General features: G+C 63.3%; 24 protein-coding genes. 9 read left to right on the top strand and 15 right to left on the bottom strand.

Annotation, left to right across the window (positions count from 1 at the left end; translation table 11 throughout):
• Positions 1-2: 2 nt before the first annotated feature.
• The 5 genes from egtD to B0E55_RS04985 all read right to left on the bottom strand — a co-directional run bounded on the left by egtD (position 3) and on the right by B0E55_RS04985 (position 5,599).
• A complete protein-coding gene (egtD, locus tag B0E55_RS05005; RefSeq protein WP_080909199.1) occupies positions 3-974 on the bottom strand; it encodes an L-histidine N(alpha)-methyltransferase in 972 nt (323 codons plus the stop codon).
• Positions 971-1,717: an ergothioneine biosynthesis protein EgtC gene (gene egtC, locus B0E55_RS05000; RefSeq protein WP_080909198.1), complete on the bottom strand. Its 747-nt coding sequence runs from the start codon at positions 1,715-1,717 to the stop codon at positions 971-973. The genes egtD and egtC overlap by 4 nt, the downstream gene beginning before the upstream one ends.
• A gap of 1 nt (position 1,718) precedes the next feature.
• A complete protein-coding gene (egtB, locus tag B0E55_RS04995) occupies positions 1,719-3,026 on the bottom strand; it encodes an ergothioneine biosynthesis protein EgtB (protein WP_080909197.1) in 1,308 nt (435 codons plus the stop codon).
• The gene (gene egtA, locus B0E55_RS04990) at positions 3,023-4,246 is read right to left on the bottom strand and encodes an ergothioneine biosynthesis glutamate--cysteine ligase EgtA (RefSeq protein ID WP_080909196.1); all 1,224 of its coding nucleotides are present in this window, start codon (positions 4,244-4,246) and stop codon (positions 3,023-3,025) included. Before egtA ends, egtB begins: the two co-directional genes overlap by 4 nt.
• A gap of 78 nt (positions 4,247-4,324) precedes the next feature.
• Positions 4,325-5,599 (bottom strand): APC family permease, encoded by a 1,275-nt coding sequence (locus tag B0E55_RS04985; protein WP_021332722.1) that lies wholly within the window; start codon positions 5,597-5,599, stop codon positions 4,325-4,327.
• A 14-nt stretch (positions 5,600-5,613) separates the two neighbouring features.
• Here B0E55_RS04985 and B0E55_RS04980 point away from each other — a divergent pair, with 14 nt between their 5' ends.
• Together B0E55_RS04980 and B0E55_RS04975 are read left to right on the top strand one after the other, a co-directional pair.
• On the top strand, positions 5,614-6,795 hold the full coding sequence (locus B0E55_RS04980) for an aminotransferase class V-fold PLP-dependent enzyme (protein WP_080909195.1): 1,182 nt from the start codon (positions 5,614-5,616) through the stop codon (positions 6,793-6,795).
• An 82-nt stretch (positions 6,796-6,877) separates the two neighbouring features.
• Positions 6,878-8,338, top strand: coding sequence for an FAD-dependent oxidoreductase (locus B0E55_RS04975; protein ID WP_021345102.1), 1,461 nt, complete (start codon positions 6,878-6,880; stop codon positions 8,336-8,338).
• Here B0E55_RS04975 and B0E55_RS04970 read toward each other — a convergent pair.
• The gene (locus B0E55_RS04970; RefSeq protein WP_080909194.1) at positions 8,335-9,540 is read right to left on the bottom strand and encodes a GAF domain-containing protein; all 1,206 of its coding nucleotides are present in this window, start codon (positions 9,538-9,540) and stop codon (positions 8,335-8,337) included. The genes B0E55_RS04975 and B0E55_RS04970 overlap by 4 nt on opposite strands.
• 290 nt (positions 9,541-9,830) lie before the next feature.
• Between B0E55_RS04970 and B0E55_RS04965 the strand changes: the two genes are divergently transcribed.
• Positions 9,831-10,439, top strand: a complete 609-nt coding sequence (locus B0E55_RS04965) for a 50S ribosomal protein L25/general stress protein Ctc (RefSeq protein ID WP_003946242.1) — start codon at positions 9,831-9,833, stop codon at positions 10,437-10,439.
• A gap of 106 nt (positions 10,440-10,545) precedes the next feature.
• Complete coding sequence (gene pth / locus B0E55_RS04960; RefSeq protein WP_065351230.1) at positions 10,546-11,118, top strand: aminoacyl-tRNA hydrolase; 573 nt, start codon at positions 10,546-10,548, stop codon at positions 11,116-11,118.
• Between the two features lie 3 nt (positions 11,119-11,121).
• Here the strand turns inward: pth and B0E55_RS04955 are convergent, their stop codons facing one another.
• Complete coding sequence (locus tag B0E55_RS04955) at positions 11,122-12,756, bottom strand: fatty acyl-AMP ligase (RefSeq protein WP_080909193.1); 1,635 nt, start codon at positions 12,754-12,756, stop codon at positions 11,122-11,124.
• Between the two features lie 353 nt (positions 12,757-13,109).
• Here B0E55_RS04955 and B0E55_RS04950 point away from each other — a divergent pair, with 353 nt between their 5' ends.
• Together B0E55_RS04950 and pnuC are read left to right on the top strand one after the other, a co-directional pair.
• On the top strand, positions 13,110-14,714 hold the full coding sequence (locus tag B0E55_RS04950; protein ID WP_135000451.1) for a peptide chain release factor 3: 1,605 nt from the start codon (positions 13,110-13,112) through the stop codon (positions 14,712-14,714).
• Positions 14,714-15,364 carry a nicotinamide riboside transporter PnuC gene (pnuC, locus tag B0E55_RS04945; protein WP_019744670.1) on the top strand — a complete coding sequence of 217 codons (651 nt, stop codon included), beginning with the start codon at positions 14,714-14,716 and terminating at the stop codon, positions 15,362-15,364. Before B0E55_RS04950 ends, pnuC begins: the two co-directional genes overlap by 1 nt.
• Before the next feature lie 93 nt (positions 15,365-15,457).
• Here the strand turns inward: pnuC and B0E55_RS32595 are convergent, their stop codons facing one another.
• Entirely contained in the window at positions 15,458-15,649 is a 192-nt protein-coding gene (locus B0E55_RS32595; protein ID WP_443216802.1) for a hypothetical protein, read from the bottom strand.
• Positions 15,650-15,704: 55 nt separating this feature from the next.
• Between B0E55_RS32595 and B0E55_RS32590 the strand changes: the two genes are divergently transcribed.
• A complete protein-coding gene (locus tag B0E55_RS32590; protein ID WP_283301934.1) occupies positions 15,705-16,013 on the top strand; it encodes a hypothetical protein in 309 nt (102 codons plus the stop codon).
• A gap of 33 nt (positions 16,014-16,046) precedes the next feature.
• Here B0E55_RS32590 and B0E55_RS04935 read toward each other — a convergent pair whose 3' ends face one another.
• From B0E55_RS04935 to B0E55_RS04905, 7 genes are all read right to left on the bottom strand, one after another.
• On the bottom strand, positions 16,047-16,721 hold the full coding sequence (locus tag B0E55_RS04935; protein WP_060939776.1) for a pyridoxine/pyridoxamine 5'-phosphate oxidase: 675 nt from the start codon (positions 16,719-16,721) through the stop codon (positions 16,047-16,049).
• 25 nt (positions 16,722-16,746) lie between these two features.
• Positions 16,747-17,247 (bottom strand): nuclear transport factor 2 family protein, encoded by a 501-nt coding sequence (locus B0E55_RS04930; RefSeq protein WP_020970307.1) that lies wholly within the window; start codon positions 17,245-17,247, stop codon positions 16,747-16,749.
• A 97-nt stretch (positions 17,248-17,344) separates the two neighbouring features.
• On the bottom strand, positions 17,345-17,986 hold the full coding sequence (locus B0E55_RS04925; protein ID WP_020908585.1) for a TetR/AcrR family transcriptional regulator: 642 nt from the start codon (positions 17,984-17,986) through the stop codon (positions 17,345-17,347).
• A 21-nt stretch (positions 17,987-18,007) separates the two neighbouring features.
• Positions 18,008-19,744, bottom strand: coding sequence for an ABC transporter ATP-binding protein (locus B0E55_RS04920; protein WP_080909192.1), 1,737 nt, complete (start codon positions 19,742-19,744; stop codon positions 18,008-18,010).
• Entirely contained in the window at positions 19,741-21,606 is a 1,866-nt protein-coding gene (locus B0E55_RS04915; protein WP_241896006.1) for an ABC transporter ATP-binding protein, read from the bottom strand. The genes B0E55_RS04920 and B0E55_RS04915 overlap by 4 nt, the downstream gene beginning before the upstream one ends.
• A complete protein-coding gene (locus B0E55_RS04910; RefSeq protein ID WP_080909190.1) occupies positions 21,603-22,592 on the bottom strand; it encodes an ABC transporter substrate-binding protein in 990 nt (329 codons plus the stop codon). Before B0E55_RS04910 ends, B0E55_RS04915 begins: the two co-directional genes overlap by 4 nt.
• 55 nt (positions 22,593-22,647) lie before the next feature.
• On the bottom strand, positions 22,648-24,030 hold the full coding sequence (locus tag B0E55_RS04905; RefSeq protein WP_080909262.1) for an MFS transporter: 1,383 nt from the start codon (positions 24,028-24,030) through the stop codon (positions 22,648-22,650).
• An 84-nt stretch (positions 24,031-24,114) separates the two neighbouring features.
• Between B0E55_RS04905 and B0E55_RS04900 the strand changes: the two genes are divergently transcribed.
• Complete coding sequence (locus B0E55_RS04900) at positions 24,115-24,753, top strand: TetR/AcrR family transcriptional regulator (protein WP_080909189.1); 639 nt, start codon at positions 24,115-24,117, stop codon at positions 24,751-24,753.
• 71 nt (positions 24,754-24,824) lie between these two features.
• Positions 24,825-25,799, top strand: coding sequence for an ABC transporter substrate-binding protein (locus B0E55_RS04895; protein ID WP_080909188.1), 975 nt, complete (start codon positions 24,825-24,827; stop codon positions 25,797-25,799).
• Position 25,800: the final 1 nt, after the last annotated feature.

Here is a 25,800-nt window from a genome sequence, read left to right as displayed (position 1 = left end):
CTTCACGCCCGCTGCGCGCACAACAACGCGAAGCGCTGATCCTGATCTGTCCACACCTTCCGTACCCCGAAGCCCGCGGACGCGAGCTCCGCGGCAATCCCGTCCTCGGTGAACTTCGCCGAGATCTCGGTGCGCAGCTGCTCGCCCGCCGCGAAGGTGATCTCCAGATCCAGGTCGTCGATATGCACCGAGAGTTCACGAAGTGCTTCCAACCGCATTTCGATCCACTGGTTCTCGGCATCCCAGAGCGCGACGTGATGGAAGTCTTCCAAGGGAAAGTTCGCTCCCAGTTGCTTGTTCAGGACCGCGAGAACGTTGAGGTTGAACTGGGCAGTCACGCCGGCAGCGTCGTCGTAGGCGGGCACGAGAACCGCCGGATCGATCACCAATCCCACCCCCAGGATCAGGTTCTCCCCCGGAGCGAGCACCGCTGCGATCCCCGAGAGGAACTCGGCTCGTTCTGCGGGAACGAGATTACCGAGAGTTCCGCCGAGAAAAGCGACCGCGCGCCGTCCACCACCGGGCAGATGATGCAGCGAACCCGTGAAATCGCTGACCACTCCGAGCACGTCGATTCCGGGAAACTCGGCACCGACTTGCTGCGCCGCGCCTTCGAGGGCCGTCACCGAAACATCCTGCGGTACATACGTTCGCAGAGTTCCGCGAGCCGTCATCGCGTCGAGGAGTAACCGCGTCTTCTCCGAGGAACCTGAACCCAGTTCGATCAGGATCTCGGGTTCGGTCAACGCCGCGATCTCGTCGGCGTACTGCGTGAGCAGGCCGCGTTCGGTACGGGTGGGGTAATACTCGGGTAAGGCCGTGATCTCCTCGAACAGTTCACTTCCACGCGCGTCGTAGAACCATTTGGGCGAGAGCCACTTCGGCGTAGCGGTCAGACCCTCCCTGGCCTCGGCTCGCAGTGCGTCGACCGATTCGGCCGGGGTCAGATAAACCTCGAGCGTAGGGGTTTTCATTTTTCTCCCATCGGGATCGGGGTGATGATCACATGGCCGGGACGCGCGCAGACGATGTGCCGGTCCGGCACCTGCTCCCAGTCCGGGGATCGATCGAACGGTTCGGAAACGATCAGGGCCCGCGACTCGTCGGCCCGCGTGTACAACGTGTGGCCCCACGCCGTGGCCCACAGTTCCTGCCCGTCACCGAACAGGAGGTTCAATCGTGAATCCGGCGCCGCCGCAGCCACATCGTGAACGAGGCTCGTCACGGCGACCTCCGCGGGCTTCGACTTCAACCGATGCCGAAGCACTGTCCACAACAAGGCAGCATCCGTCGGGGCGGGCATCTTCAGCAGTTCGACGGCCGGAACTTCTGCCGCCAAGTCGGCAAGTGATCCAGGCCAACCGGATACCGCTCCGTTGTGACTGAAAGCGTAGGTTCCGTCGACGAACGGTGCGCAGGCACCGATCTCGACGGCCATCCCCTCCGTCGCGGAACGCACGGCGGCGAGGACGGCTCCGGAACCGATGTGGGACAACGTCTCGTCGACGGTCGGGTCCGACCAGATCGGCGAGATACTGCGGTACCGTCCCTGTCTTCCACCGTTCCACCACACCGCACCGAATCCGTCGGCATTGATGGTCCCGCCGCCACGCATCTCGCGAGGTGCCCACGACTGTCGCATCAGTGAGTTCTCGCCGTCGTGGATGAGTTCACGAACCGAACGTGGCGGCCCGAGATACCCGAGGTGCCGACACATGTCAGGGTCTACCCGAAATCGTTCTGGCGCAACGAAAACCCGAGAAGATCTGGCGCCTGATCGGATGGTCCCAGTTACGGAACGTCCCACGACAGGCAACGCTGTCGGTCCCGAACGATCCCCCTCGCAACACCTTGTAGTCGCCGCCGAAGAATACCTCCGAGTACTCCCGATACGGGAAAGCCCGGAAACCCGGATACGGATGGAAACCCGAAGACGTCCACTCCCATACTTCGCCGATCAACTGCTCGACACCCGCTGCTGACGCCCCTGCTGGGTAAGAACCGACGCCGGCGGGGCCGAGATGGCGTTGACCGAGATTGGCGAGATTCTCGTCTGCGGACGCGTCCCCCCACGGGAACCGTCGTGATCTTCCGGATTCCGGATCCCAGCGCGCGGCCTTTTCCCATTCCGCCTCGGTGGGAAGCCGTTTGCCTGCCCAGCTGGCGTAGGCCTCGGCCTCGTAGTAACTCACATGCACGACCGGCTTGTCCGGCGGAACCGGAGCCTCGACGCCGAAAGTCTCGTGCCACCAACCCGAATTGTCGTGTTCCCAGAACAGGGGTGCACGAAGTTTCGCGTCGACGCGATGCCGCCAACCGTCGCGAGACCACAGTTCCGGTCGGGAATACCCGCCGTCCTCGATGAATTCGACGAACTGCCCGTTGGTGACCGGGAATCTGTCGATCGCGAAGTCGGTGAGATAGACCTGATGCGCAGTGCGCTCGTTGTCGAGTGCCCACGGTTCGTCGTCGGTCCCCATGACGAAGGGGCCGGCGGGAATCGTGACCTCGTCGAGTTCCGGCATGCGGGCCGCTTGCGGAGCGGGTGTCGCAACGAGTGCCGTGGGCCCCGAACGCAATTGGTGGGTCGCGAGCATGGTTTCGGCGTGTTGCTGCTCGTGCTGCGCGATCATCCCGAAGGCAAAACCGTCCACGTCGAGTTCTGTACGACCGAACGTGCTGGCTTCGAGCACATCCCAGACCTTCCCACGGACCGTACGTACGTATTCGCGCGCCTCGGCCGGGTTGAGCAGGGGAAGTGTGGGTCTCGACGATCTCGAATGCTTGAAAGCGTCGTACAGCTCGTCTATGTCGCTACGCACCGGATCGCGGCCACCGACATCACGCACCAACCAGAGTTCCTCTTGATTACCGATGTGCGCCAGGTCCCACACGAGTGGACTCATCAACGGGGAATGCTGAGCGATCAATTCGGTATCGTCGACGCAGTCGGTGAGCAGCGTCGACCGCTCACGCGCTCGCAGAAGTACGGCCTCGACCGCTTCCTTGGTGATCTCCCCCGTCATGTGTCGCTCTCACCGGGCACGATTGCGCGACAACACCGTTCGGCTGCGGCATCGAGAAGACGAACGAACTGCGGCTCCGGCGCGTACGACGCGGCAAGCGACATCAGAGAGGTTGCAGCCGAACGCAGTTCGACATCGTCCAATCCGTACTCCGCCGCGTCCCGCCACCGCCCGGCCGTCGATGCTGCAGCATCACTGGCCTCCCGCATCACGGCAGGCCCGGACAGCAACGCATCGATCGCTGCTACCGGCACTCGCCACAGATCTCCCGGCTGCGCATCGATGTAGCGAACCTCCAGATGGCCGACGGCGCGAACCGGCGGGAACAGCGTGGACAGGTGATAGTCCAAGTCTGCCCAGACGGGTCGGCGTCCGATCTCGGCATCCACAGCGCCGTCTATCCAGTCTCCGAAAGTGGCACCCCGCGGAGCCGTCCAATCGTCACCCTCGTTTCGCACACACATCAGCGGAACATCGAGCGCCCAGCCGGCGTAGTCCTGCACTTCCGGGACTGCGACAGTTCGCCATGAATCGAGTTCGAGCCACGTCCGCATGCGTTGGGACGCCCAATCTCCCTTCGGAACCCCTTGCAAGCGTGGAGAACACGCAAACGCTGCGATGAGAGCCGGGCCCATGTCCCCGAGGAGCCGCCAACGCTGGGCGATGGACTCCGGGCTGCCGCCGGCATCGACACTGATCTGTACTGCCGCGGTATTGCACATCATCAAGGTGCCGTACGGTCCTATCCCGGCGAAGCGGGATTCCATTGCGCAATAACGCGGCAGCCGGAGAATCCGGGAAGGTGGGCGGGCGACGTCGGCCGCCGCAGAACTGATTTCGAGGGAGTACGGCGCGAGGAGTGTTTCGAGAGTACGACGGTCGTCGTCGAGGCAGTCACACAGTTCGCGAGCGGACGTGCGCGGCGCTGAGGAGAGTTCTATTTGTCCGCCAGGTTCTACGGTGACGAGGCTGCCACGCGGAAGCGGTGCCGCCGGTGAATCCGGGTCGATACTGGTGGGTGCATGTCGCCCGAGTGCCCTTGCCAGAGTCGCGGCTGACGGCCTCTCTCCACCGGGAACGTGGCTGGTCAGCCACTCGAGCTCAGCTCCTACCAAGCGGGGTGGCCCCTGTTTGAAGCACACACCACCGACGTAGGCCTCGGCCGCAGGACGCGAATCCACCTGCGTGGTCTGTGCTGCTGTCAACGCTGCTGTCACCATTCGACTTCCCCTTCGGGCGGTCTTCGCGGTCGCTACCGACGATAGAACGCCAACGTCCGAGATGCACCCTTTGTGGTGTTACGTGTCGTTGAATTTCTTCAGTCGTATCCACCGGTACCCACAACCGGCCAGAACAACACCTACCCCGAAAACAACCGCAATCCACGGAAGTGTGACCACCAGAACGACACAACCAGCCGCGCCGACCGCTTGCAGCCACTTCGGATACATCCGGTCCACCCCGCGCTGGCTGTACGCACTCACGTTTGCGACGAGGTAATAGAGCAGCACTCCGAACGACGAAAAGCCGATCACCCCACGAAGATCGGTTGTCGACACCAAAACGATCACGACAGCACCGACCACAAGTTCCGCATGGTGAGGTACCTCGAACCGTGGGTGGACGGCTGACAGGGCAACCGGCAGATCACGCTCGCGTGCCATCGCCATCGCCGTACGGCTCACCCCCGCGATCAGAGCCAGCAGCGCCCCCGCCGACGCCGCCGCGGCACCGATCACCACTACGGGAACTGCCCAGTTCCACCCGGTCGCGCCCACTGCATCGGCCAAGGGCCGTGCCGAGTTCGCCAGCCGATCAGGTCCCAACGTCACCAACAGCACCACCGCTACCAGTGCATAGAGGATGACGGCGACGGTGAGAGCAATCAGGATCGCCCGCGGAATCGTGCGGCGCGGATCGCGCACTTCCTCCCCCAGCGTCGCGATCCTGGCGTAGCCGGCGAAGGCGAAGAACAGCAGCCCCGCCGATTGCAGGATTCCGTACCACGACCCGAACGCGAGATCCGGGAGCTCGCGCACTGCACCAGGACCGACGACGGCAACCAGCAGCGCTACGCACAGTGCTGTCGCCGACACAGCGACGATCACCCTGGCCATGTGCGCCGTCCGCGTCACTCCGCGGTAGTTGACTGCAACCAGCGCCGCCACCACCAATACCGCGACGGGAACACGCCAGGCGGTAGGCGCAACATACGTCGCGAAAGTCAGGGCCATTGCCGCGCAACTCGCGGTCTTCCCGATTACGAACGACCAGCCTGCGGCAAACCCCCACCAGGGTCCGAGCTGCTCACGTCCGTAGACGTAGGTCCCACCTGACGTGGGGTATCTGGCCGCAAGCTGCGCCGACGACGTCGCGTTGCAGAATGCGATGAACGCTGCAATCGCCAGGCCCACAAGCAACCCGGTACCGGCTACTGCGGCAGCGGGCGCGAACACCACGAAGACTCCGGCGCCGATCATCGCGCCGAGGCCGATCACTACGGCATCGACCGTGCCCAGCCTTCGCTCCATCGGGACAGCTTCGTTCACAGGTAGTTTGAACCACACCGACATGAACGGAAGGTGCCATGTTCGATCTCGACACGATCCGCCGCGACACTCCCGGATGCCTCGACAAGGTGTTCCTCGACAGCGCGGGATCCTCGCTCCCACCCGAGCCGGTGCTGACCACGATGATCGAGCACCTGCGACGTGAAGCCGATGTCGGCGGATACGTCGCAGCTGCTCGTCAGAGCGACGCCCTGGCTGCTGTTCCGCATTCGTTGGCCCGGGTCATCGGCGCTCAGGCAACCGATATCGCGTTGACGGACAGCGCGACCCGCGCGTGGAACGACTTCTTCGCCTCGGTTTCGCTCGGACCTGGTGATCGAATCCTCATCAGCGGAGTCGAATACGCGAGCAACGCCATCGCCGCGCTGGGGCGGGCGCGTTCGACCGGCGCCCACGTCGAGATCATCCCGAGCGATCAGTACGGACGCATCGACCTCGACGCACTCGAGAACATGCTCGACGATCGGGTTCGCCTCGTCTCCGTCGTCCACGTCCCCACCAACGGTGGCCTGATCAACCCCGTCCGTGAGGTCGTCGAATTGGCCGGAGCCCATGGCTCTCTCGTTCTGCTCGACGCGTGCCAGTCCTTCGGCCAGTTGCCCATCGACGTCACCGAACTCGGCATCGACGCCCTCAGCGCCACCGGTCGCAAGTGGCTCCGCGGGCCACGCGGAACCGGATTCCTGTACGTCCGCCCCGGACTCGTCGACGCGCTCGAACCCGCTGCGATGGACCTTCACGGAGCGGAATGGACGAGCGAGAACAGCTTCGTCCCTGCACCGGACGCAACACGATTCGAACTCTGGGAGACGAGTGTCGCTGCGCGCCTGGGTCTTGGCGTCGCCGCCGATTATCTGCTCTCGATCGGCACCGACACGGTGTGGGCACAGATCGAATCCAGAGCAGTCGCGCTGCGGCAAGGGCTGGCATCGATTCCCGGAGTCGACGTCCACGATCGAGGGACCCAGCTGAGCGGCATCGTTTCCTTCACCGTCGAAGGTATTTCCGAGCACCTCGTGCGGGATCAGCTTGCAGCACAGAACATCACCGTCACCGTCAGCGGTCGCGGGTCCACGCTCCTCGACATGGATGCACGCGGGCTCGACGCCGTGGTTCGCGCATCGCCGCACTACTTCGTCGACGAAGCGGACCTGGACGCATTCCTTGGCGCGGTCAGGAGATTACAAACCTCCCGTTGACCGGGACCACACCTGATCCGCGGAAGTCGAAACTGCAACTGTGTGGCGATCAGTAGTTTCGTCTTCCGAAAGGACGCTTCGCATGGCCGACCCGACCGTCAGACCGATCTCCGCTGCAGACATCACCACCTGGGACTACGAGGCCGACGTCGTCGTCGCGGGATACGGCATCGCCGGCGTCACCGCTGCGATCGAAGCAGCGCGTGCGGGCGCCGAGGTGCTCGTCCTGGAGCGGACGGGCGGTTGGGGCGGAGCCGCGTCACTGGCTGGTGGATTCATCTACCTGGGCGGTGGAACGCCGTTGCAGAAGGCGTGCGGGTTCGAGGACTCGGTCGAGAACATGAAGACGTTCATGAAGGCAGCGCTCGGCCCCGGAACCGACGACACGAAGATCGACGCGTACTGCGAGGGCAGCGTCGATCACTACAACTGGCTCGTCGACGCCGGGGTCCCGTTCAAGGAATCGTTCTGGGGTCAGCCCGGCTGGGAACCGCCGTACGACGACGGCCTCATGTACTCGGGCGGTGAGAACGCCGCACCGTTCAACGCGCTCGTCGATCCCGCGCCCCGCGGACACGTCCCGCAGATGAGCGAGAAGAAGACCGGCGAGCAGGGCGGCGGTTACATGCTGATGAAGCCACTCGTCGAGACGGCCGAAAAGCTCGGCGTCCGTGCAGAATACGATCTGCGTGTCCAGACTTTGGTGGTCGACGGCGATCGGGTCGTGGGAGTTGTCGCCAAGCGCTACGGCAAGGACGTCGCGATTCGTGCCCGCAAAGGCGTCGTGCTTGCGATGGGCAGTTTCGCGTACAACAACGAGATGGTGCGCTCGAACGCACCGCGTATTTTCGGCCACCCGGCGGCCTCGATCGAAGCGCACGACGGCCGCGCAATCCAGATCGGTCAGGCCCTGGGCGCCGACACCGCACACATGGACGCCACCGAGGTCGCGTTCTTCTGCGACCCACAGTTGATGGTGCGCGGCATTCTTGTCAACGGCCGTGGTCAGCGATACATCCCCGAAGACACCTACCCGGGCCGCATCGGACAGGCAACACTGTTCCAGCAGGACAACCAGGCATTCCTCGTGATCGACGAAGCTGCGTATGACGAAGGCATGAATGCCGAATCGTCCAGTGCGCAGTTGCGGGCGCAGCCGACCTGGGTGGCGGAGACCGTCGAGGAACTCGAAGCCGAGATGGGGCTTCCCGCCGGATCGCTGCAATCGACCGTCGACCTCTACAACCGTCACGCGGCTGAAGGGTCCGACCCGGTGCTCGGCAAGAAATCCGAGTGGGTCAAGCCGATCGTCGGCCCGTTCGCGGCAATCGATCTACGTGGCCGCACAGGCGGATTCACGCTGGGAGGATTGAAGACAACCGTCGATTCCGAGGTTCTGCACGTCTCGGGTGCGCCGATCCCCGGACTGTTCGCGGCAGGCCGTTGCACGTCCGGTGTCTGCGCAGGTGGTTACGCCAGCGGGACAAGTCTCGGCGACGGCAGCTTCTTCGGACGTCGTGCCGGAATCAGCGCAGCGCGCTAGGTCACCACAACCCGCACGCCGTCGGCAAAGCGGTACGGCTGAGTCTGCAGGACTGCGCCGAGGTGTTTCCTCAATCTGGACACCTCGGCGCGCACTGCCACCACATGCTCGCGATCACCGAAGAGCACTTCGCTCAGGCCTGCGGCATCCACGCCAGCCGATCCCACAGCTGCCAGCGCACGCAAGATCTGAGCGTGACGCGGCGAAAGCGCGCGCGTCCAGTTTGCATCACCACGCACCGTCACCTGCGGCGATGCACCGAGGGACAGCTCGAGCTCGATCACCGGCCCGCCGACGCCGGTGCGCAACAGCCAGCCGTCACCGAGCGGCTCAGGCAGACACATCCCAAGACCTGGCACGATGACGGGCTTTCCCGCACTGGGTGCCGCCACCCGGTCAGGCGCGGCAATCCCGCTGGCGCCGGCTACCCAGCCGTACTCGTCGACCACCAATGCCGGACCTGTTCCTGCCGCGAACAACGGCGCCGCGCGCGAGCGCAGGCGCTCGAGCGAAGCTGCGTGCTCGCGCCACAGCGTCGCCTCCGCGAGGCGAACCGCGGTGCGCACCAGCGCGACGGTGGTGGGATGCACCGAAGCTGCGGATCCACTGATGTCCACCACGCCCAGTATCTCGCCCGTCCGTGGGTCGTGCACGGGCGAGCCGGTACACGACCAGTTGTGATGCGTGGGCGCATAGTGCTCGGCCGAGAAGAGTTGCACCGCAGAGTCTTCGATCAGCGCGGTACCTATCGCGTTGGTCCCCACCGACTGCTCCGACCAGCGTGCGCCTTCCGCGAACCCGAGAGCGTCCGCCGCACGTTTGACGGTCTTCGCCCCTTCGCGCCAGAGCAGGACACCGTCGGCGTCGGCAACGACCACGATGAAGCCCGCGTCCTCGGCGACCTCGGTGAGCGTGGTTCGCAGTTCGGGCAGAACGCTTCGCAGCGCGGTACGCGAACGCCTCGCCTCCAACTCGGAGAAATCGGCGACAGTAGACGCACCGCAGTGATCCGGCGTGAGCCCGCCGGCCGCCACCCTCGACCACGACCGCGCCACGACGGTCCGCGGCTGCGCCGGTGGTTCCTGGCCGGAGAGAACTGCGTCGTGCACCCGACTGAGTAGGCGAGCATGCTGCGACAGGTCGGTACCCGGCACGACGGCACCGAGCCGACTGCCTTCGGGAGCGTTCCCCACGGTGGTCACTCCGTCAGGCTACCGCTTTCGATGTGACGCGAACCACGTCCACACGGCCAGGTCCCCACCACCTGCGATTAGCGGCCGGGAGCAAACTCCGGTAACGTATCCAAAGTTGTCTCGGCGAGGGTGAATCGCAGCAGTTCCACACGTTGCAGGTTTACCGTGATCGACGCGGCTACGGCTCAGCTCGAGCGTTTCGCTCCTGGCCGTGTGCGCGCCTGTCCGCCTTGCCGCAGGCAAAACCACACGTCAGTAAACCGAGCACGAACCCCGTGAGTTGTAGGAGCCGTTTCATCATGTCTGAAGAAAACAACCTCGTCGCCGTCGTCCGCACCGAATTCGGCAAGGGCGCAGCTCGCCGCGCACGTCGTGACGGCCAGGTCCCCACGGTTCTGTACGGCCACGGTGAAGATCCCCGCCACCTCAATGTGCCGGCTCGCGACTTCGCCGCCATCCTCCGTGCACACGGCACCAACGCCATCCTCACCCTCGACATCGAGGGCACGGAGCAGGTTGCACTGACCAAGTCGGTCGTCGTGCACCCCATCCGCAACTACATCGAGCACGCCGACCTCCTCGTCATCAAGAAGGGCGAGAAGGTCACGATCGACGTGAACGTCATCGTCGTCGGCGATGCTGCTGCAGGCACGATGGTCGCGCAGGACGCATCCACGATCTCCATCGAGGCCGACGCGCTTCACATCCCCGAGCAGATCGAGGTTTCGGTCGAGGGTCTCGAGATCGGCACCCAGATCCTGGCCAGCCAGCTCGAACTGCCCAAGGGCTCGACCCTGCAGGCTGACGCCGACACCCTGATCGTCAACGTCGTTGCTGCACCCACCGAGGCAGACCTCGAAGAGGGCGCAGAAGCTCCCGCCGCCGACGAGGCTGCAGAAGAGGCCTGATCCTCTCGGTTCCAACAGAACTCACTGCGCGCGGCGCGTCATTCCGATTCGGAGTGACGCGCCGTTCGTGCGTAGCAGGAAAAATCAAGCCAGAAAGTAGCGTCCGTTGAGCACAGATACCGCCCTCGTCATCGGCCTGGGTAATCCCGGCCCCCAGTACGAGAAGACCCGGCACAACGTCGGCTTCATGGTCACCGGCACCCTTGCCGGGCGCATGGGCGGAAAGTTCAACGTACACAAGAAGAGTGGTGCCGAAATCGTCGAAGGTCGCCTCGCCGGCCGGCGCGTGATTCTCGGAAAACCACGCTCGTACATGAATCTCTCGGGTGGCGCTGTCGCCGGTCTCGCGCGGTTCTTCTCGGTCGACGCCGCGAACATCATCGTCGTCCACGACGAACTGGATCTCGATTTCGGGACGATCAGACTCAAACTCGGCGGCGGCGAAGGCGGCCACAACGGCCTGCGGTCCATTTCGAGTTCGTTGACCACCAAGGACTACCTGCGCACGCGCGTCGGGATCGGTCGTCCGCCGGGCCGCATGGACCCGGCGGACTACGTTCTCAAGCCGTTCTCGTCCACGGAGCGAAAAGAACTCGATCTCGTATGCGAAGAGGCTGCGGATGCAGTGGAGCTACTGCTCGAACTCGGGTTGGAAGCCGCACAGAACCGCCTGCACTGACGGTCAGTTACCCAGCAGTGCAGCCGAATTCGCGCGGCGGAGCTTCCCCGACGACGTCTTCGGGATACTGCCGGGACCCAGGACCGCAACGGCGCGAGGTCGGACACCGACGTCGGCAACCACGGCGTGGACCACTTCGCGTTCGATACGCTTGACCTCTTCCGGATCTTCGAAAGCGTTGGTCTCGACGGCGACTGCAAAGCTCTCACGCTTCTGGCCGGCGTCGAGACGAATCGCGACGGCGTTTCCGGGACGCACACCGGCAACGGTTCCGGCCGCCCGTTCGATGTCTGTGGGGTACACGTTCCGGCCGCCCATGATGATGACGTCCTTGACTCGCCCGCACACCACGACCAGTCCTTCTTCGGTGAAGTACCCGACGTCACCGGTATCGAGCCAACCGTCGGAGTCCTGCGCCGGCTTGTGACCTTCCACCGTGACGTAACCAGGGGTCACTGCCTTGCCGCGAACCTCGATGATTCCGACGCCGCGGGCCGGAAGCACCTGGCCGTCGCGGTCGACGATGCGTCCCTCGAGGTCAGGCACCATCTTTCCGAGTGTGGCGAGGGCACGAGCGTTGGGGCGATTGGACGGCACCGCCCGAGACATCGACTCGAGGAAGTCGGGATCGACGTAGTCGAGGACCTGACCTTGATCGGGATCCGGAATCGACACGGCGAGCGTGGTTTCCGCCATTCCGTACACGGGAGCGAGCGCGGTCGGGTTCAAACCGAAACGCGCACCGGCCTCGGCGAGGGCATCCATCGTGTCGGGATCCACCGGTTCGGCGCCGTTCCACATGTATCGGACGCTGGACAGGTCGACTGCCCCGTCTTCTGCCTGTGCGAGTCGACGAGCCAAGAGCGAATACGCGAAGTTCGGTGCGGCGGTGACAGTTCCGCCGTACTTGCCCATGAGTTCCGCCCACAGCACCGGGGTGCGCAGGAAATCCATCGGCGTGATGCTGATGACCTCGGCGCCCACCTGCATCGGAACCGTGAGGAAGCCGACCATGCCCATGTCGTGGAAGAGCGGAAGCCAGCTCACCATCACGTCGTCCTCGATGGAGAACTTGATGCGGTTGATCATCGCGTACGCATTTGTGTAGAAGTTCTCGTGCGTGATCTGCACGGCCTTGGGCGAACCGGTGGAACCTGACGTCAACTGTTGGAGTGCGATATCCGATTCAGCCGTCTCCACGGGATCGATCGACGTTCCGCCACGAAGCTCGTCCACCGTCACGACGGTGATGCCTCGCTCTTCTAGGAGCGGCTTGGCCGCGTCGAATGGTGCACCCAGAATGACGGCTTTTGCGGAGATCATGTCGATCACCGTCTCGGTGTCCTGAGCCCAGACGCCCAGATCCGTTCGGGGGGTCGGCTGATGCAGCATCGTCACCGACGCACCGCGCATCCACGTCGCCTGGCAGGCAGGCGCGATGTCGACGGGCTGTCCGGCGAGAATGCCGATCGCGACGCCGCGATCGATGCCGACCTCGGCCAGGCCACCGGCCATGCGCCGAGCTTCCTGGTGGATGTCGCCCCAGGTCTGACGGAAAGCGTTGTCGGGCTCTCCCGTCACCAGGCCGCGGTCGGTGGCTGCGGCGGTCGCGTACATCTCTTCGGTGAACTTGCTCAACGCAACTCCTCGGTCAGTGTCACTCTTCGATTCAGTGCAACTCTTCGCAGGACACAAATGGCTGTGTGTTCGAACACACACATACATTGATAATCAGCGATCCTTCGCCGAGTGTTACGCCGCAGTGGCTACTGCCTCGTGGTCTGCGAGTATCCTTTCTCTGTTGTGCTGCCGCACTCTCCACCTGTCCGCGCACCGGCACGTCGCCGGCACCGACGCCCACTTCGAGAGGTTCTTCGTTGACTACCCCGTCCGACTCGACCGTCCCTTCCGACTCGACTGTCCAGTCCGACACCGAAGGCCCCGATTCAACCGAGAGCGGGTCGGTCGCGGTCACGACGACGACCAAGGGCTTGTCCGCCGAGGCGGAGCGTCGCCGCACCTTCGCCGTCATCTCGCATCCTGACGCCGGTAAGTCGACACTCACCGAAGCGCTGGCACTGCACGCGAAGAAGATCTCCGAGGCTGGTGCCGTCCACGGCAAGGCCGGACGCAAGTCGACGGTCTCGGACTGGATGGAGATGGAGAAGGCCCGCGGCATTTCCGTCAGTTCCACCGCACTGCAGTTCAACTACCACTCGTCCGAGACCCCGGACGAGCAGATCAACGTCATCAACCTCGTCGACACCCCCGGTCACTCCGACTTCTCCGAGGACACGTACCGCGTCCTGACCGCCGTCGACGCAGCGGTCATGCTCATCGACGCTGCCAAGGGCCTCGAACCGCAGACGCTCAAGTTGTTCCAGGTGTGCCGTCACCGCGGCATTCCGGTCATCACGGTCATCAACAAGTGGGACCGTCCCGGCCAGACTCCTCTCGAACTGCTCGACGAGATCAGCGAACGCATCGGCCTCACGCCCACTCCCCTGTACTGGCCCGTCGGCATCGCCGGCGACTTCCGAGGACTGTTGCGGCGCGGCGAAGACGGTGAGGCTCGCGAGTACGTCCGCTTCACCCGTACCGCAGGCGGCGCGAAGATCGCCCCCGAAGAGGTCATGGACGCCGACGCGGCGCTCGCCAAGGAAGGCTCCGAGTGGGAGACCGCGGCCGAGGAGAGTGAACTGCTCTCCGCTACCGGCCAGGACCACGATCAGGAGATGTTCCTCGCCGGTCAGACGTCCCCGGTGATCTTCGCGTCCGCGATGCTCAACTTCGGTGTCCGCCAGATCCTCGACACTCTCGTCGAATTGGCGCCGCCGCCGCGGGGCCGCGAAGACCTCAGCGGCAAGCCGCGCGAGGTCACCGATCCGTTCAGTGCGGTCGTCTTCAAGGTGCAGGCCGGTATGGACACCGCGCACCGTGACCGTCTGGCGTTCATGCGCATCGTCTCCGGCGTGTTCGAGCGCGGCATGGTTGTCACACACGCTCAAACCGGCAAGCCCTTCACGACCAAGTACGCGCAGACGGTATTCGGCCGTGAACGTTCCACCGTCGAATCCGCGTTCCCCGGCGACGTCGTCGGCCTCGTCAACGCCACCGCACTCGCACCCGGCCACACGCTGTACACCGAGAAGAAGGTGGAGTTCCCGCCGATCCCGTCGTTCGCGCCGGAACACTTCTCGATCCTGCGCGCCGAAAGCGCCGGCAAGTACAAGCAGTTCCGCCGTGCAGTCGATCAACTCGATTCCGAGGGCGTCGTCCAGATTCTCCGCAACGACATCCGCGGCGACGCCTCCCCCGTCATGGCTGCTGTCGGCCCGATGCAGTTCGAGGTCGTCGCAGCGCGCATGAAGGCCGAGTTCAACGTCGAGGCCAAGATGGAACCACTCGGCTACGCATTGGCCCGCCGTACCGACGCCGCGTCCGAGGTCGAACTGAACCGTCAGCGCGGTGTGGAGGTCTTCACCCGATCCGACGGTGTCCTGCTCGCCCTTGTCAGTGACAAGTGGCGCCTGCAGTACATCCAGAAGGAACTGCCGGATCTGACGCTCGAACCCCTCGTCGCTGCTGCGGACTGATGAGCCTGATCGAGGCGCTGTTCGACGCTGAACTGCACATCGGCAGCGCCACGATTCTCTGGCGAGAGATCATCGGAAACGCGTTCGGAATAGGCTCCGCGATCGCGGGCGCGCGACGCTCGGTATGGGCGTGGCCTGTCGGTATAGCCGGAAATGCCTTGTTGTTCACGGTCTTCATGGGCGCACTTTTCCACACGCCGCAAGAGCTCAATCTCTACGGCCAGGCCGGCCGTCAGTTGTTGTTCATCACCGTCAGCGTCTACGGGTGGACCCAGTGGCGACGTGGGGCACGTGACTCCGGTCGCGCAGTCCTGCCCCACTGGGCGACAACTCGCGAGCGAGTCGCCATGATCGCCGTCATGGCAAGCGGCACAATCGCTTTCGCCTGGATCTTCGACCTTCTCGGCTCGTACGGAGCGTGGGCGGAGGCCTGGATCTTCACCGGCTCGATCCTCGCGACGTACGGGATGGCACGCGGCTGGACCGAGTTCTGGCTCATCTGGATCGGCGTCGACGCTGTCGGCGTTCCCCTTCTATTCCGGGCCGGGTACTACCCGTCGGCAATCCTCTATCTGGTCTACGCATTCTTCGTATTGTGGGGCTTTGCGATGTGGCTGCGCATTCAACGCCGAACTCCACAAGGGGTGTAACAGTAAACAGACTCCTGGTATGTTTGCGTCGATTAAGCAAACCAGCGGTCTGTTTACGGGCATCAGGAGCGAAACAATGGAAGACAAGAATTCTCACGGAATAACGGGCGCCAACGGTTCCGGCAACGGATCGAGAGCCAGTAGTTCCGCGAGTAATGGTTCTGCGAGCAACCTTTCCACGGGTAACGGTTCTGCGAGCAACCTTTCCACGAGCAACGGTTCCAGCAGTGCCACCGCCACAGCGGATTTTCTGTCGACCGCACCGAAGCAATCGGATGCATTCACGTTTCCGCTTCCTGCCCGAACCACGGCCGCACACAGCAGCGGAGAGGACCTTTCAGTGCCAGCTTCAACACGCGAATCATCGAGGACACTCGAGACTCGGAGTCGCACCGTCGTACGGCGCGACGCGATGGGCGTAGCCGCCGTTCGAGTGGCCGGTCGACTCACCCACACCGAACTCATCGCGAATCAGGCCTCACCCTCGAGCACCCATTCCTCCGATCCCACGATGGATCTGGACGAGTTGCTCACGATGCTCGGCAGCTACCTGTTGTCCTCGGGGTTCGAACATCCCGAAATCCACGCCAAGCTCGGTGGACAGTCGATCGTCGTCAACCTCGTATCGCCGGAGATCAGCGCCAGCTGAGCTCGACCCAGCTGTTTTTCAGGGCCCCGCTGTTCAGGGCCACAGCACTGCTCGTGTCCATGCTCGGTCCGAGCCGCGCCGGTACAACCATCGCTGATGCCGACGCCCGGAGTCTGCCTGCCAGAACTCGACAGACTCCGGCTCGAGGCACCACGCACGCCAGTCCTCCGACACGAACCCTGGGTCGTCACTGATTCTTGCTTCCGCAGCGGCCACCGAGGCGTCGTACGCCCCTAAGTCTTCGAGCACCTCGCTCTGCTTACTTGCGGTCGCCACCGCTCTCGCAGTGACGGAGCGTTCGACGAAGTCTCGGCTTCGAAGTGCGTCGTCGCCCTCGCGAACCAACCCGCGGATCCGGACCTGCTGGCCCGTCTCACGCCAGTAGAAGGCGAGCGATGCTCGCGGATTTTCTTTCAGCTCAATGCCTTTCGGCGAAGCAGCTGAACCAGAAAACCAGAACCCGCCCTCGGTCACGTCCTTGAGGATGAGGAAGCGGGAATCGGGCATACCGTCACTGTCGACGGTCGCGAGCGCACACACGTGTGGCTCGACGACGCCGAAGGCCACGGCCGCACGGAGCCAGTCGAGGAACAGCTCTCCCGGCTTTTCCGGAAAATGTTCAGGCGCGGGCGGCGGAGTTCCGGTCAGTGCGGGGATACCGCGAATCCACGTCCGTACGTCAGGCAGCGAAAAATCTGCATCAACCATGAGCCGACTCTAATCGCGGGCGGCCTCAGGAGACGTTGCGAACTACCGAGTCGCCGAACGACGGTTGCTGCAGCAGTGCCCACTTGTTGGACGTCAATCGGAAACTCGGCATGTCGGCTAGTGCCACCACCGATTCCCAGGTTCGCTCGTAGCTCGTGTGGGAGATTCGCCATTCACCGTCGCTGCAGCGGGTGTATCTGTCGTGATAGAAGGCCGATCCGCGAAGAAGCATGCCGTCTTCGGGGATCACCACAGTGTCCGCGAGGCACCAGATCCCGGTTGCGGTGTCTCCGTCGACGTCGATCTCGGGTTGCCCGCACTGATGTTCAGTGATGACGTGTGATCCGAGGGTGTTCTCGAGGAAGGAGACGAACGAATCTCGGGAATCGAAACTGAGTTGTTCTCCGTAGATCGCGGTGGCGTCGACGGTCAGAGTGTCGGCAAATTCGACCCACGATTTGGTGTCCAAGGCGCGTGCGTATCGGTACTTGAGTCTTTGGATGAGAACAATCGCTTCGAGATCCATGATCCCCGCCTCCCGGTGCAGCAACCACCCGTCCTATGTGTGCACATTAGCCTGTATCACGCCGAAACGGGCATTACTCTCAAAGCTAGTAGAAATGTCAGCCGATAACACGCTTTTCCAGGCCGTCGAGCATGATCGTGATCTTCTCGTCCAACCAACCTCGCCCGTGCCACGTCGATTCGTCGCCGATCCCCTCGACCAACGACTCCGACGCATTCCAACTCTCCTGATACGCCTGGCGCGCAGAACGCGAATCCGCGGAGCTCACGGTCTTGTCCATTGCCGCCATCATTGCGAACTGCGTCATGGTCACCTCGGAGATGAAGTCCACCGCCAGGACCGCGTCGTGTGGTGTGAAACCCTGCGCAGTCAACGAACCGACCAGTTTCTCCACGATCTCGATTATCGCCGGTGGCGTGCCCGGAACTGCGAGACCGACCTGGGCTAGACCTGGATAGCGCTCGAACGAGGACCACAGAACGTCGCACAAATCCTTCAGAAACTCACGCCACGGACGATCCGTGTCCGGCCATACAGTCTGACGCACAACGTGATCCGCGCAAGCCCGCAGCAGCGCTTCACGGTCCGCGAAGTAGCGATAAAGTGCAGAATGACTGACGCCCAGACGTTTTGCCACACTAGGCATGGTCAATTCACTCAGATCACCAGCCAGGGCGGCCTCGACGATGTCCACTGTCGACAACGTCGGCGGCCGCCCCGTCTTCTTTCCGGTTTGCATTCTGCTCAGCCTGCCACCTGCTCAGCCCGCTACCAACCGCCATCCCGACGCACGGTGGCGCTGGTTCCAGAACGCGGCGTAGTTCCCACCGGCTGCGAGCAGAACTTCGTGGGTTCCCACTTCGACGATCGATCCGTCGTCACCGAGCACGATGATCTGGTCTGCGGCCACGACAGTCGACAGCTTGTGCGCGATCACGAGCAGTGTGCTTTCACTGGCGAGTTCCTGCATCGCACGCTGTACATGGGCCTCGTTCTCGGGATCGAGCGCGGCCGTCGCCTCGTCGAGCAGAACGATAGGTGCGCGTTTGAGGAGTGCGCGCGCGATGGAGACCCGCTGCCGCTCTCCACCGGACAGTGCCGTCCCACCCTCACCGACGCGGGTGTCCCAACCCCGCGGAAGTCGCTCGACGATTTCCGCGACGCCCGCGATCCTAGCCACGTCGAAGACGTCATCGTCCGTGGCTTCGGGGCGACCGAGGCGGATGTTCGCGATCAACGTGTCGTCGAAGAGGTACACGTCCTGGAAAACCAAGGACAATTGCGACATCAGATCGGCACTCGTGAGGTCCCGCACATCGACGCCGCCGACACGCACCACCCCCGAGTCGACGTCGTAGAAGCGCGAGATCAGCCGGGTGACGGTGGTTTTGCCAGACCCTGACGGACCGACCAACGCCGTCAGCGACTTCCGCGGCACCTCGAAGGAGATGTCCCGCAGCACCTGCCCACCGTCCGCGTAGCCGAAGTCGACGGCGTCGAACTGCACGGCCGTCTCCCCCGTCGGCTGCCCGCTGGTATCGGGTTCTACCAGTGGTTCCACTTCGAGGATCTCGGACATCCGACGGATTTCGTTGCGTGCCATTCTGATTGCACCGCCGAACTCGCCGATCTCACCCAGCGGTTGGATGAACCGTGCGGTCAGGCCGAGTAGCGCGATCAACGTGACAGGGTCGATGTCGCCGCCGAGCGCGAGGAATGCACCCAGGATGATCACGGCAGAGAAGACGAATTGCAGGGCGATCCCGTTGACCACGGACCCGATCACCACGAACCACAGTTGTGAACGACCCGCAGTGTGTTGCGCTTCGATCGCGTCGTCGAGCGGTTCGTACACCCCGTGTGTGCGTCCGAAAGCACGCAGGACCGGTTGGCAACGAGCGTATTCGAGCACTCGATTGTTCGATTCGACGGCTGCGGCATGTGCCCGATCGTCGGCCTTGGCAGTCATCGTCGAGGCAAATCTGGCTGCCGCGAACAGAATCGGAACGCTGACCATCAGTGCCAGCCCGAGCCGCCAGTCGAAGAACAACATGCACACGACAATGGTTGCCGGGCTGGCGATTCCGGAGATGATCGGTGTCATGAGGTGCGCAGCCGCCCCCATCACCGAGATGGTGCCCTTGCTGGCAACCTGCGATACCTGGCCGAGTCGGCCGGCGCCGAACCAGCCGAGCGGCAGAGTGACGAGATGATCTCCCAGGCGCAGATGCATAGTCCTCAGCAGCGTGAGGGCCGACTCGAATCCCTTCATCGCCTGCAGGTAATGCGCAATCGAACTGATCCCAGCGCACACGGCCATAGCGGCGAGCCACCGAAGGAAACTGCCCCAGTCCTGATCGAACAGTGCCTGCACCGCCGGGACCAGTAGCGCCACTGCCAAACCTTGCATCACGCCGTACAACACTGCCCACACCAGGAACTCGCGATAGCGGCCCTGATTCTGCGGGCCGAGTATCCGGAAGAGGTCGCGAATCATGAGTTGGCCTTTCCTGCTGCGTCAGACGTACCAGCGATGCTGTCGGCCCGACTGTGACTCGCCCACATCCGGGCATAGGTTGAACCACTCGCCACAAGCTGATCGTGCGTGCCCTTCTCCACGATCCGTCCGGCGTCGAGGACCACGATCTGATCGGCACTCACGATCGATGCCAACCGGTGCGCGATCACCAGCACGGTGCGGCCGACCGTCAAGCGCGACAACGCCTCCTGGATATCGGCTTCGGACTCCGGATCGGCGAAAGCGGTTGCTTCGTCGAGCACGAGAACAGGAGTGTCCGCGAGAATCGCACGCGCTATGGAGACTCTTTGGGCTTCACCACCCGAGAATCTGGCGTCGACCCCGACTACGGAGTCGTAGCCTCTCGGGAGCGCTTCGATTCGGGTGTCGATCTGCGCGGCTGCGGCAGCGGCCTTCACCTCGGCCGAAGTCGCCTGCGGTCGGGCAAGCCGAATGTTGTCGAGCACGGTCGCTTCGACCAGCTGCACGTCCTGCAGAACGAATCCGACGTGGCGGTACAGCTCGTCGGTCGCCACGTCCCTGACGTCGGCACCACCGATGGCCACGGATCCGGCACGCACGTCGTGGAACCTCGGAACCAGCGTTGCCAGCGTCGACTTACCCGAACCCGAAGGTCCGACCAACGCCGTCACCGTGCCCTCCGGCAGCGTCAGATCGATGTCGGTCAGAACGTCGGCGCCGTCGTCGTAGGCGAAAGAAACTCCGGAGAATCGAACTTCATTCCCCGCGGGACTTTTCGGATGATCGGTTTCCGGCAGCGCCTCGGTCGAGAACAGCGCAATCAGTCGCGCCGCAGCGGCGGCTGCCTCTCGGCGAGCCTGCATACCGAAACCGATAGTCGTCACCGACACCGGAATCACCATCGCGACAAGAGAACTGGTCAGCACATCGATGGGTGACACCCATCCGGAGTGGACGAACCACGAGCCGAGGCCAAGGTTGACCACCAGCACTACCGGTGCGCTCAATGCAATCGAGGCCAGCGCCTCGGTCCGGAGCATCGGGCGAACCCAGCCCTCGTACGAGAGTGCAAATGCCTTGGCGGCGTCGCGGTACCGGGAGTGCGACTGCTTGTCCTGACCGAAGGTCTTGACCACTGCGATACCGGTGACGAACTCGACGATGGTGTTGCTGATGGCCGCGATGCCCTCATTCATCCGGCTCATCTTGACGGCCATGTCCTTGGTCATCATCGCGTAGGCGATCATGTAGATCGGGAGCGTGGCAATCGCGACCAATCCCAGACGCCAGTCGATCGAGATCACGTAGCCGAGTCCGACGAGCGGCACTGCAATGGCTCCGGTGGTCTCGACGGCGCTGTGCGCAACCAGGTAATGGAGATCGGAGATGTCGTTCTGCGCGGCTTTGCGCACGGTTCCGGACGAGTGGGAGGTGAACCAGCCCAGGGGAAGTCGACCGAGAGTCGCTGTGATTCGACGCCGCAGCACCGCCTGCAGATTCACATCGGCGAAGTGCGTCACGATCAACGCACCGCCTCCGAAGAACGCACGCATACCCAGACCGAAGACGACCACCCACACGATCGTCCAGACACGGGACGAGTCGACGTCACCGCCCACGATCAGCGTCTTACCCAGTTCGGCGATGGCCACGTACGGCACGATGGCGGCGACCGCGGCGATCACCTGCATCACCATCGCGATGGTGGTCCGCGTGCGCACTGGAGCAAGGAGTTCGCGAAGCGCGCTCTTGTGCTCCGCCGCTTCAGCTTTGGCTTGCGAGGCTTCGGCCGCCGCTCCTTGTGATACGTCGGCCTCTTCAGATGAAATGTCTGCTTTCGTGGCCTGTGTCGTCGTCATTTCGAGAACGCCTTCCATCGGGTAACTGCGTCGGCGTCGGATGCGATGCGTCCTTGGAGCTCCGCGCCGGTGAGTGTGCGATCGGCAAGTGCCTCGAGGTCTTCGAGGATCCAGTAGACCGCGAAGGGATAACTGCCGAACCAGAGTTCGCCGCTGACGTCTGCCGTGCGCCCGGCCTGCACCGCAGGGATCTCGTTGAACAACGGATTTGCGTGTACCAGTGCGCCGTCGTAGATGTTTCCCGAGGTCACGACCATCGCGTCCGCCGCGTGCTGCCCGACCTCCTCGCCCGACACCGAAGACGTGGCAACACCTGTGTTCGGTCCGATCTTCGCGTCGAGTTCGGCTTGTGGACGCCTGAAACCGGCTTCCTCGATGATCGAGGACATCGGCGACTGTGGGATGACGGTGTAGATGCCGCCGGAGAATCCCACCAGCACGGACAACGTCTGCGGTTGCGCCTCGACCGTTCCGGATACTTCGGCAAATTTGGTCTCGAGCCTCGACACGATTTCGCGAGCTTCGGACTCTCGACCCAGAGCAGTCGCCGCGGTATTCAGAACTTCGCGCCACGGCGCCGCATAGGCGAGCACCGTCGTCGGGGCAATCTCGTTGGCCTGAGCCGTGATCGACGTCAGCGACCCGACGTCACTGAGCAGGATTCTGTCAGGATCGACTGCTGCGATCTGTTCGACGTCGGGTGACTCGAAGAACGTCGGTTTGTCGATGACCTCTACGCCCTCGCTCTGCAAGATCTCCTTCGCCGCCTGTGATTGCAGGGTGGCAAAGACCGTATCGGGCTTGACCCCGAGCGTGAGCGCGTTGAGTGCTGCGAACTCGTCCAGTGCGAGCAACTTCTGTGGCGCAGGCGCGGCAGAGGACTCGTGTGCCGCTGCGTCGGCGTCATCGACGCCCGAGGAGCAACCGACAAGGGCCGTTGCTGTCGCTGCGAGTGCCGTTGCTCGCAGGCCCCACTGCTGCCGCATCCTTCTCTCCCTGCTTTAGTTACACACTGTCTCGATTAGGGGAGCCTACAGTAACTCAAACCGTTTGTGCAGCCCTCGTCACCGGAAGTGCAAACGCCGGCAGACACGCGACAACGCTGATGACTGCGCCCATCACGAACGCCGCTCCGAACGAATCACCGGAAATACCGATCGCCAGGACTGCTGTGGTTACCGGCGCACCCACCGCCGATCCCACGGTCCTGATCACGCTGTTGACACCACTGGCCGCTGCCATCTCCGATGGCGGCACGATCGAAGCAACCAACAGAGCACAGACCGCGAACCCCACGCCGTTCCCCAACCCGACGAGGGAGAAGAACAGCACGATCGCAACCACCGAACTCGGCCAGATTGCGAGTCCGATCGCGCCCGTCGCCATGAGTGCCAGCGCTGTTACCGCCGGTACTCGCGGCCCGTATCGCCGCGCGAGAGCCGGCGTCAAACGCCCGCCGAGAAAGACGAGTACAGCGGCAGGCAAGAGCGCCAACCCGGTCTGCACGACAGTGAATCCGCTTCCGTACGTGGACGTGTCCGGCGCCTGGAGGATCCGCGGCAGGCAGAGGTAAAAGATGTACGGCACGAATCCGAACACCAGAGTGAGTGCGCTGGTGATCATCATCGGCTTGTCCCGAAAGACTCGCATGTCGACAATCGGCGCGTCGTGGCGGGAATCGACGGCAATCAGTGTCGCGAACGAAACGAGCGCGATCACAACCAGACCCCAGAATCCGAGCGACAGAACTCCCCAGTCGGAGGCTTTGGTGATCGCCAGGAGCAGGCTCACCAACCCGAACGCCAGTGCTCCGGCACCGGCCCAGTCCGTCGGCATACCCGGCCGGCGATGCGAACCCGGAACCACGGCCACCACCGCGACCAATGCGAGCACGATCAAGATCCCGGTGATCACGAACAACCACTGCCAACTGAGATACTCGAGAATGACACCGCCGATCACCAGTGCACTTCCGGCACCGATTCCCAAAGTCCCAGCGAGCCAACCTATCCCCGAAGACAACTCGGCGCCCACTACCGTTCTCCGCAGCACTGCCATCGCGAGCGGGAAGCTCGCCATACTCACTCCCTGGACGGCCCGAACGACGAGCAGCACCCCGATGTTCGGCGCTGCCGCGGCGGCGAATGTGGCGAGGGCAAAGATGATCAGAACGATCACCAGAACTCGCTTGTCGCCGAACCGGTCACCCATTGCCCCGACGATCGGAGCCATCACCGCGGCCGCCAACAGATAGGACGTAAGAATCCACCCGGTCACCGCCACGGACGTGTCGAAATGCTCACCCAACACCGGCAACGCCGGTACCAGCATCGTCTGCATGAGCGAGTAGACGAGTACCGCTCCAGCCAGGGCTGCGATCACCCGGCTCCCGGATCGCGTGGGCGCCTCTGCCAAGGTCGTCATCGACACCTTCCTCCAATCATGAATCGAATCGGAACGGAACACTCCGTTCCGATTGAGTAAACCATGCATTGCTAGCCTGTGGGAATGGCGAAAGAGAATGCGAGCCTCCCCGGACGCGCCCGAGAAGCCGCAGACAACGACGTCACCGTGCTGCGAGCAGCGCGCGAGATTTTTGCCGAACAGGGTTGGAATGCACCGGTATCGGCGATTGCCGCACGGGCCGGAGTGGGCGTCGGCAGCATCTATCGCCGATACCGAGGCAAGGAGGAACTGGCGCAATCCCTGCGCGTCTGGGCGATCGATCACCTCGCCACCCTTGCCCGAGAGTGCGTGAGCGCCGCGAAAACCGATGAAGCCGTATTGAAGACGTTCTTCTCGCGATATCTCACCGAATCGGTGGGACCGCTCATTCCGGTCCTCGGCGGCAGGTTGCCTGAACACGCCGAAGTCACTCGTGCCGCCGAAGAATTGGAGGCCGCCTTGCAATCCATGGTCGACGTCTGCGTCGACACTCGCGAAGTCCCGCCCGGCTTCACTGCTGCAGACGTCATGCTCATGACAGTGCATCTGCGGCCGACTCTGCCGATCGAGGGCGATCGAGCCACCGAAATACACACGCGTTATCTCGATTTCATGCTCGACGGACTTCGCGGCGGAACACCTCAACCGTCGATCACTCCCCCATCCTGGAGCGAATGGCTTCAGATGTGGCAGGGCGCCTGACCCGGAGAACACCCGAACGGAACATCAGGTTAGGCTTACCTAGCTTAGTTCGCCATGTTCGGAAGGTTTTCATGAAACTCACCCGCCGGTTCGCCGGATTCGCCGCACTACCCGCCGTCGCTGCACTCCTGCTCACCGGTTGCGGAAGTAGCGACGCATCACCTTCTACCGAGACCAGGACCGCCGACCAGTCCTGGAGTTACACAACGGGATACGGAAACACGATCACCCTCGATCACGCCCCGGAGCGGATCGTCGTCGACGCGTATTCCGCTGCTGCGCTGTGGGACTACGGTATTCGGCCGGTCGGCATCTTCGGTTACGGCGTCGGCAATCCCGACGTCACCGATCATGCCGACGAGTCGACCATGACGGTCGTCGGCCGTGAAGGCGAACTCAGCGCGGAAGCACTTGCGGCACTGGACCCCGACCTCGTCATCGGGTACGGCAACAGCGACGACCCGACGCGATGGACTTGGTGGGACGAGCCGATGGGCAACACCGTCAACAATGTTGCACCGTTTGTCGGCGTCAAGTTCTCCGGAGCCTCGACACCGGACGTATTGAGCGAATACGCCGCACTCGCCGAAGCTCTCGGCGGGAACACCGACACAGCCGCAGCACGCGAGGGCAAGGAAGCATTCGAATCCGGTGCAGAGCGCATCCGAACTGCCGCGGCCAAGGTCGACGACATCGAAGTCCTCGCCCTGAACGGTGACAGCTCCGAGTTGTACGCAGGCACAACGGCGCTCGCCCAGTTCGGTTATCTGAAAGAACTCGGTGTGAAGTTCACCGGACCGGGAGGCGACAAAGGCTGGGCCGACCTCAGCTGGGAGCAGGTCCCGGATTACCCGGCGGACATCGTGTTCCAGTTCGCGAAGTCGGCAGAAGCATTCGCAGTATCACCCGTGTTCGTCAAGCTGCCCGCGGTGACCGCGAACCAGGTGATCGACTTCGACGACAAGCGTCCCAACACCTACGCCAATTACGGCGCCTGGTTCGAGCAGGTTGCACAACTACTCGACCAGGCCCGCAACGTCGCCTGAA

The organism is Rhodococcus sp. 66b (genome assembly GCF_002076325.1).
Classification (GTDB): Bacteria; Actinomycetota; Actinomycetes; order Mycobacteriales; family Mycobacteriaceae; genus Rhodococcus_F; species Rhodococcus_F erythropolis.
The sequence above is the reverse complement of the archived record's forward strand: the minus strand, read 5'-3'. Positions and strand labels throughout refer to the sequence as shown.

Excerpts from the sequence above, each read along its gene's own strand:
- B0E55_RS04895 (WP_080909188.1), top strand. The coding sequence starts at position 24,825 with ATGAAACTCACCCGCCGGTTCGCCGGATTCGCCGCACTACCCGCCGTC.
- B0E55_RS04910 (WP_080909190.1), bottom strand. The coding sequence starts at position 22,592 with ATGCGGCAGCAGTGGGGCCTGCGAGCAACGGCACTCGCAGCGACAGCA.
- B0E55_RS04930 (WP_020970307.1), bottom strand. The coding sequence starts at position 17,247 with ATGGATCTCGAAGCGATTGTTCTCATCCAAAGACTCAAGTACCGATAC.
- B0E55_RS04920 (WP_080909192.1), bottom strand. The coding sequence starts at position 19,744 with ATGATTCGCGACCTCTTCCGGATACTCGGCCCGCAGAATCAGGGCCGC.
- egtA (WP_080909196.1), bottom strand. The coding sequence starts at position 4,246 with ATGGTGACAGCAGCGTTGACAGCAGCACAGACCACGCAGGTGGATTCG.
- B0E55_RS04915 (WP_241896006.1), bottom strand. The coding sequence starts at position 21,606 with ATGACGACGACACAGGCCACGAAAGCAGACATTTCATCTGAAGAGGCC.
- pnuC (WP_019744670.1), top strand. The coding sequence starts at position 14,714 with ATGAGCCTGATCGAGGCGCTGTTCGACGCTGAACTGCACATCGGCAGC.
- B0E55_RS04935 (WP_060939776.1), bottom strand. The coding sequence starts at position 16,721 with ATGGTTGATGCAGATTTTTCGCTGCCTGACGTACGGACGTGGATTCGC.
- B0E55_RS04975 (WP_021345102.1), top strand. The coding sequence starts at position 6,878 with ATGGCCGACCCGACCGTCAGACCGATCTCCGCTGCAGACATCACCACC.
- B0E55_RS04905 (WP_080909262.1), bottom strand. The coding sequence starts at position 24,030 with ATGACGACCTTGGCAGAGGCGCCCACGCGATCCGGGAGCCGGGTGATC.
- egtC (WP_080909198.1), bottom strand. The coding sequence starts at position 1,717 with ATGTGTCGGCACCTCGGGTATCTCGGGCCGCCACGTTCGGTTCGTGAA.
- egtD (WP_080909199.1), bottom strand. The coding sequence starts at position 974 with ATGAAAACCCCTACGCTCGAGGTTTATCTGACCCCGGCCGAATCGGTC.
- B0E55_RS04980 (WP_080909195.1), top strand. The coding sequence starts at position 5,614 with ATGTTCGATCTCGACACGATCCGCCGCGACACTCCCGGATGCCTCGAC.
- B0E55_RS04985 (WP_021332722.1), bottom strand. The coding sequence starts at position 5,599 with ATGTCGGTGTGGTTCAAACTACCTGTGAACGAAGCTGTCCCGATGGAG.
- egtB (WP_080909197.1), bottom strand. The coding sequence starts at position 3,026 with ATGACGGGGGAGATCACCAAGGAAGCGGTCGAGGCCGTACTTCTGCGA.
- B0E55_RS04965 (WP_003946242.1), top strand. The coding sequence starts at position 9,831 with ATGTCTGAAGAAAACAACCTCGTCGCCGTCGTCCGCACCGAATTCGGC.
- B0E55_RS04900 (WP_080909189.1), top strand. The coding sequence starts at position 24,115 with ATGGCGAAAGAGAATGCGAGCCTCCCCGGACGCGCCCGAGAAGCCGCA.
- B0E55_RS04925 (WP_020908585.1), bottom strand. The coding sequence starts at position 17,986 with ATGCAAACCGGAAAGAAGACGGGGCGGCCGCCGACGTTGTCGACAGTG.